We start from the raw sequence: 6,742 nt of genomic DNA on the forward strand, positions 1-6,742 counted from the left end.
CCTGGTCCGAGGTGCCGCGGAGCTGATGGCCTACGAGACCCTGCTGGTGGAGCGCGAGGGTGCGGTCGGCTGGCTGGTGTTCGACCGGCCCGAGGCGGGCAACGCCATGGACGCCCGCATGCTGGCCGAGCTGGAGAGGGCGTGGGCGGAGCTCGACGCCGACCCTCGGGTCCGGGTGATCGTGAACACCGGCAACGGAAGGGCGTTCCAGACCGGTCTCGACGTGGTGCAGCTGAACCGGGAGCGCGACGCGCTCCGCGAGCAGTCCCGGCGCACCCGCGACGCCACCCTGCGGTTGACGGCGTGGCACAACCAGGTGGGCAAGCCGGTGATCGCCGCGGTCAACGGGGTGTGCGCCGGTGGCGGGCTGCACTTCGTGGCCGACGCCGACGTGGTGATCGCCGCCTCGGACGCCGAGTTCCTCGACCCGCACGTGTCGGTCGGTCAGGTCAGCGCCTACGAGGTGATCGGTCTGGCCCGGCGCATGCCGTTCGAGACGGTGATGCGCATGGCTCTGGCGGGGCGGAGCGAGCGGGTGTCGGCCGCCCGGGCCTACCAGGTCGGCATGGTGAGCCAGGTGGTGGACCCGCCGGAGCGGTTGCGCGCCGAGGCCCGCGCTCTGGCGGAGACCATCGCCCGTGAGGACCCGGCCGCCCTGCGAGCCACCAAACAGGCGCTGTGGAGCGCCCTCGAGAGCTGAGGAGACAACGTGAGCTACAGCGCCCTCGAGTTCCTGAAGGTGGAGCGGGACGGGCCCGTGGGGTGGCTGATCAACAACCGCCCGGAGCGCCTCAACGCCATGAATGCGGGCATGCGCGACGAGTTTGCCGTGGCGTGGCGGGAGCTGGACGCCGACCCGGAGGTCCGGGTGATCGTCCACACCGGGGAGGGCAAGGCCTTCCAGACGGGCGTGGACGTGGTCGAGATCGCGTCCGACGGGGTGGGGATGGAGCGCTACCGGGAGTCGGTCGAGCGCTTCGACCTCCATTTCACGGCCTGGCACCAGAGGGTGGACAAGCCGGTCATCACCGCCGTCAACGGCATCTGCGCCGGCGGGGGGTTCCACTGGGTGGCCGACGCCGACATCGTGATCGCCGCCTCCGACGCCCAGTTCTTCGATCCCCACGTGTCGGTCGGCCAGGTCGTCGCCCTCGAAGCCATCGGCCTGGCGCGCAAGATCCCGTTCGAGGCGGTGATGCGCATGGCCCTCGTGGGGCGCCACGAACGGCTGTCGTCCCAGCGCGCGCTCGAGCTCGGGATGATCAGTCAGATCGTGGACCCGCCCGAGCGGCTGCGCGCCGAGGCCCAGGCCCTGGCGGAGCGGATCGCCCGCAACTCCCCGGCGGCCATGCGCGCCACCAAGCGGGCCCTGTGGGGTGCCCTCGAGGCGGGCCTGACCGAGGCGTGCCGCCAGGGGGCCCGGCACCTGGTGTCGATGTGGGGCCATCCTGACCAGGAGGAGGGGCCGCGTGCGTTCGCCGAGAAGCGGGAGCCGGCGTGGCAGCCCCTCGAGGCCGAGGGTTAGAGGGCCTGCTCGCGCAGCACGTACTTCATGACCTTGCCGCTCGGCGTGAGCGGGAAGGAGTCCACCAGCCGCACGGTGCGGGGCACCTTGTAGTTGGCCATGTGGTCGCGGCACCAGGCGACCAGCTCCTCCTCCGCGACGTCGGCGCCGGCGCGGGGGATGACGAAGGCGGCCCCGACCTCACCGAGGCGGTGGTCGGCCACCCCGATGACCGCCACCTGGGCCACGGCCGGGTGCTGCAGCATGATCCCCTCGATCTCGGCCGGATAGGCGTTGAAGCCTCCGACGATGAACATGTCCTTCTTCCGGTCGGTGATGCGGAGGTTGCCGTCGTCGTCGACGAAGCCGATGTCACCCGTGCGCAGCCACCCGTCGGCGTCGACCGCCTCGGCGGTGGCCTCGGGATCGGCGAAGTACTCCTTCATCACGTTGAAGCCCCGGACCAGGATCTCCCCGGTTCCCCCGGCGCCGGTCCCGTCGGCGCCGGTACCGTCGATCGTCACCTCGACCCCGGGCAGGGGCCTGCCCACCGTGTGCGCCACCACCTCGGGTGGATCGTCGTGACGGCACATGCTCACGGTGCCCGTGGTCTCGGTCAGCCCGTAACCCGTCACCACGGTCTCGAACCGGAGCTCGGCGCGCATCCGGCGCACGACCTCGACCGGCACGATGGCCGCACCCGTCACCGACAGGCGCAGGCTGGACAGGTCGAAGGAGGCGAGGTCGGGGTGCTCCAGGATCGACTGGAACACGGTCGGGGGCCCCGGCAGCACCGTCACCCGCTCCCTCGCCACGTCCGCCATCACCGCGCTCACGTCGAACACGGCGTGGGGTCTCAGCGTGGCGCCGGAGAGGAGACAGGTCAGGATCACGGACTTGAGCCCGGATGTGTGGAAGAAGGGGTAGACGCTGAGGTAGCGGTCGCCGCGGCGCAGGCCGACCAGCTCGGACCAGGCCAGGTAGGTCCGCACGCTGGCCCCGTGGGTGAGCACGGCGCCCTTGGGCCGGCCCGTGGTTCCGGAGGTGAAGATGATGTCGGAGGGGTCCTCCGGGCGCACCGCCTCCTCGCGGGCGCGCACCGTCGCGGCGTCGACGGCCCCGCCCCGCCCGAGGAGCTGCTCCCACGTCACAGCTCCGGCCCGCGCCGGGCCGTGGAGCACCACGGTGCGGTCGAGGGCGTCGAGCCCCGGGACGGCTTCGATCAGGGCCAGGAGGTCGGTGCCGAGCAGGTCGGTGGTGCCGAGCAGGACCCGGGCCCCCGACGTGCGCAGGACGTGGCCCGCCTCCTCCCCCTTGAAGCGGGTGTTGAGGGGGACCAGCACGCCACCGGCCGCGTAGACGGAAAAGCTGGCCACCATCCACTCCAGGCTGTTCGGCGCCCAGATGGCCACCCGGTCCCCGGGCTGCACGCCGGTGGCGACGAGGGCCCGGGCGGCGTCGTCCACCAGCCCGGCCAGCTCGGCGAACGAAACCCGGCGCCCGCGTTCGACCACGGCCTCCTCGGCGCCGTAGGCGGTGGCGGCGCGCCGCAGGGCGGCGGGAATGGTCTCCGGATGTGCGTGCGGACCGCCCATAGATCGCCGGATACGTTATGAGACCCTTGGACGACGTACGCGTGCTCGAGCTGTCCACCGGGATAGCCGGCGCCTACTGCGCCAAGCTGCTCACCGACGCCGGTACCGACACGGTGAAGGTCGAGCCCGCCGGCGGGGATCCGCTCCGGGCCGAGGGCTCCGGGGCGCTGTTCGCCTTCCTCAACGCCGCCAAGCGGTCGGTGCTCGCCGGGTCCGACCGGTTGCTGGCGGGCGCCGACGTGGTGGTGGCCGACCGGCCCCTGGACACGGCCGCCCTGTGGCGGGCCAATCCGGCTCTCGTGGTGGTGACCATCACGCCCTTCGGTTGCGGCGGGCCGTGGGTCGGCCGCCCCGCCACCGAGTTCACGATGCAGGCGGCGTGCGGCTCCATCGGTCAACGGGGCCTTCCCGAGGAGCCCCCGCTGGCCGCCGGGGGCCGGATCGGGGAGTGGATGGCGGGCACCTATGCCGCCGTGGCGGCTCTGGCGGCGCTGCGGGAGGCGGAGCGGTGCGGCCACGGGGAACACGTCGACGTGGCGACCTTCGACTGCATGGCCGTCACCATGGTCACCTACCCGTCGGTATTCGCCTCGTTTGCCGGCTGGCCCAGGCAGGCGGGGACGGGACGGACCGTCGAGGTGCCGTCGGTCGAGCCGTGCGCCGACGGCTACGTCGTGTTCACGACCAACTCGGCCCAGCAGTTCGAGGACTTCCTGGTCCTGATCGGCAGGGAGGACTGGCTGGCCGACGAGGAGCTGCGGGCCGTCCACCGCCGCTTCTCCCGCCGGCGCGAGTTCCTGGAGGCGGTCCACAAGTTCACCCTGCCCCGCACATCCGACGAGCTGCTGGAGGCCGCCTCCCTCCTGCGCATCCCGAGCGGGCCGGTGCTCGACGCCCCCGGGATCCTGGAGTGCGACCACTTCCGCGCCCGGGGCGTGCTCCAGCCGGCGGCGTCCGGGGCGTTCGTCCAGCCCCGCCCGCCGTACCGGATGGAGGACGGCCCCGCCCCGGCTGCCGGGCCCGTTCCCGAGGTCGGCGAGCACGACGGGGCGCCGAGCTGGCCGGCCCGGCCCGGGCGGGGTGCCGGCACGTGGCGCCTGCCCCTCGAGGGCCTGCGGGTGATCGACTGCACGGCGTGGTGGGCGGGACCGTCCGCCCCCTGCGCCCTGGGCGCGCTCGGTGCCGACGTGGTGAAGGTGGAGTCGACCGCACGCGCCGACGGCATGCGCTTCTCGTCGGTGAAGCGGCCCCCGGAGGACTCGTGGTGGGAGTGGAGCGCCCTGTTCCACGCGGTCAACGTGAACAAGCGCGGCGTCACCGTCGACCTCGGGGTGCCGGCGGGACGGGAGGTGTTCCTCGACCTGCTCCGTTCCGCCGACGTTCTGATCGAGAACTACACCCCGCGCGTCATGGAGAACTTCGGGCTGGGCTGGGAGGAGGTCCGGGCCGTGAACCCGGACCTGGTCATGGTCCGGATGCCGGCGTTCGGGCTGGACGGGCCGTGGCGGGACCGGACCGGCTTTGCCCAGACGATGGAGTGCGTATCGGGGATGGCGTGGCGCACCGGCTTCCCGGACGGGCCGCCCGTCCTCGTGCGGGGGGCATGCGATCCGCTGGCCGGGATGCACGCCGTGTTCGCCACCCTGCTGGCCCTGCGCCGCCGCGCCGGCGATGGTCACGGATCGCTGGTCGAGTCGGTCATGGTGGAGGCGGCGCTCAACGCCGCGGCCGAGCAGCTCGTCGAGCACTCGTCGTCGGGCCGGGTCCTGGTGCGGGAGGGGAACCGTGGTCCCGGGGCGCCCCAGGGCGTCTACCGCTGCGCCGGCGAGGACCGCTGGGTGGCGGTGGCGGTGGAGGACGACGGTCAGTGGGCCGCTCTGGTGGCCGTGCTGGGCTCGCCGCCGTGGTCCGAGGATCCGGACCTTGCCACGGCTGCGGGGCGGCGCCACGCCCACGACGACATCGACGGCCGGCTCTCGTCCTGGTGCGCCGGGCTCGATGCCGACGAGGTGGCCGAGCGTCTGGTGACGGCCGGCGTGCCGGCGGCCACGGTGATAGTCCCCCGCGAGGTGGCGCAGAACCCCCAGCTGCGCCATCGGGCCCTGTTCGAGACGGAGAACCACCCCGTGACGGGCGCCCACGAGGTGCCGACCATGCCGTTCCGCTTCGGGCGGGTCGGGGCCTGGCTGCACCGGGTGTCGCCGACCCTCGGCCAGCACAACGACGAGGTGCTCTCCGAGGCCGGGTACTCGTCCGAACAGGTCGCCGCGCTCCGTACCGCAGGAGTGGTCGGGGAGCGCCTGGCCGGATACTGACGGATAGGGAGGGTGAGATGACGCGGCTCGACGAAGAGGTGTACTGGGATCCCTTCGACACCCGGTTGGACACGGAGCCGTACGACACGTGGCGGCGGATGCGCGACGAGGCGCCGGTGTACCGCAACGAGCGCTTCGACTTCTTTGCCCTCAGCCGCTTCGCCGACGTCAACGCCGCCCACCGGGATCCGGCCACCTTTCTCTCGGGCCGCGGAACGGTGCTCGAGCTGATGGGCCACCAGCTCGACCAGCAGCCCGGGATGATGATCTTCATGGACCCGCCGCAGCACGACTCGCTGCGGGCGCTGGTGTCGCGTGCCTTCACACCCCGTCGGGTGGGGGCCCTCGAGGAGCGGGTGCGCGCCGTCTGCCGGGAGCACCTCGACCCCCAGGTCGGGGGGGAGGGCTTCGACTACCTGCAGGATTTCGGCGCCCAGCTCCCGTCCAAGATCATCTCCTCCCTGCTCGGCGTTCCCGACGCTGACCGTCCGCGCGTCCTCGAGCTGATCGACACCGTCTTCTACATCGAGCCGGAAGTGGGGATGATCAACGACGTCTCGCTCGGCGCCCAGATCGAGCTCAACGCCTATCTCCAGGCCCAGCTGGCCGAGCGCCGGGCGCGCCCGCGCGACGACCTGTTGACCGCGCTCGTCGAGGCGGAGCTGAGCCAGGAGGACGGTGCCTACCGACGGCTGAACGACGTGGAGGGCGCAGGCTTCGCCAATCTTCTGGTGAGCGCGGGGACCGAGACCGTGGCCCGCCTGCTCGGATGGGCGGCGGTCGTCCTCGACGCCCATCCCGACCAGCGCGACGAGCTGGCCCGGGACCCGTCCCTGATCCCAAACACGGTGGAGGAGCTGCTCCGCTTCGAGGCGCCCTCCCCGGTGCAGGGACGGTGGACCTCCGGCCCCGTCGAGCTGCACGGGGAGCTCATCCCGCCCGACTCGAAGGTGCTGCTGCTGACCGGGTCCGCCGGCCGCGACGAGCGCGCCTACCCCGACCCCGACCACTTCGACATCCACCGCCGCTTCGACCAGCACGTCTCGTTCGGCATCGGGCCCCACTTCTGCCTCGGGGCCGCGCTGGCGAGGTTGGAGGGGCGGGTGGCGCTGGAGGAGACCTTGGCCCGCTTCCCGCGCTGGGAGGTCGACCACGAGCGGGCCGTGCGCCTCCACACCAGCACCGTGCGCGGCTACAAGCAGGTGCCGATCAGGCTGTAGCCGGGCCCGGCCGCGGGGGCCGGCATCCTCTACGGTGACGCGGTGGCGATAGTCCGCATCCCCGTTCCCGGCCTGGCCGGTCCCTCAGCGGTGACCCCCGATCGGGCG

The 6,742-nt window shown here is 72.6% G+C and carries 5 protein-coding genes; 4 read left to right on the forward strand and 1 reads right to left on the reverse strand.

The features are described 5' to 3' along the window. Together VFW24_00225 and VFW24_00230 are read left to right on the forward strand one after the other, a co-directional pair. A partial coding sequence (locus tag VFW24_00225) for an enoyl-CoA hydratase/isomerase family protein (GenBank protein HEX5265175.1) occupies positions 1-700 on the forward strand: 700 nt, incomplete at its 5' end. Positions 701-709: 9 nt separating this feature from the next. Then, positions 710-1,525, forward strand: a complete 816-nt coding sequence (locus VFW24_00230; protein ID HEX5265176.1) for an enoyl-CoA hydratase/isomerase family protein — start codon at positions 710-712, stop codon at positions 1,523-1,525. Here the strand turns inward: VFW24_00230 and VFW24_00235 are convergent. Continuing rightward, complete coding sequence (locus VFW24_00235) at positions 1,522-3,099, reverse strand: FadD3 family acyl-CoA ligase (protein ID HEX5265177.1); 1,578 nt, start codon at positions 3,097-3,099, stop codon at positions 1,522-1,524. The genes VFW24_00230 and VFW24_00235 overlap by 4 nt on opposite strands. A gap of 26 nt (positions 3,100-3,125) precedes the next feature. Here VFW24_00235 and VFW24_00240 point away from each other — a divergent pair, with 26 nt between their 5' ends. Then, entirely contained in the window at positions 3,126-5,414 is a 2,289-nt protein-coding gene (locus VFW24_00240) for a CoA transferase (GenBank protein HEX5265178.1), read from the forward strand. Between the two features lie 17 nt (positions 5,415-5,431). Beyond that, complete coding sequence (locus tag VFW24_00245; GenBank protein HEX5265179.1) at positions 5,432-6,634, forward strand: cytochrome P450; 1,203 nt, start codon at positions 5,432-5,434, stop codon at positions 6,632-6,634. Positions 6,635-6,742 lie beyond the last annotated feature (108 nt).

This window comes from Acidimicrobiales bacterium, from assembly GCA_036273495.1.
In the GTDB taxonomy this organism is placed as follows: domain Bacteria; phylum Actinomycetota; class Acidimicrobiia; order Acidimicrobiales; family JAJPHE01; genus DASSEU01.

Excerpts from the sequence above, each read along its gene's own strand:
- VFW24_00235 (HEX5265177.1), bottom strand. The coding sequence starts at position 3,099 with ATGGGCGGTCCGCACGCACATCCGGAGACCATTCCCGCCGCCCTGCGG.
- VFW24_00245 (HEX5265179.1), top strand. The coding sequence starts at position 5,432 with ATGACGCGGCTCGACGAAGAGGTGTACTGGGATCCCTTCGACACCCGG.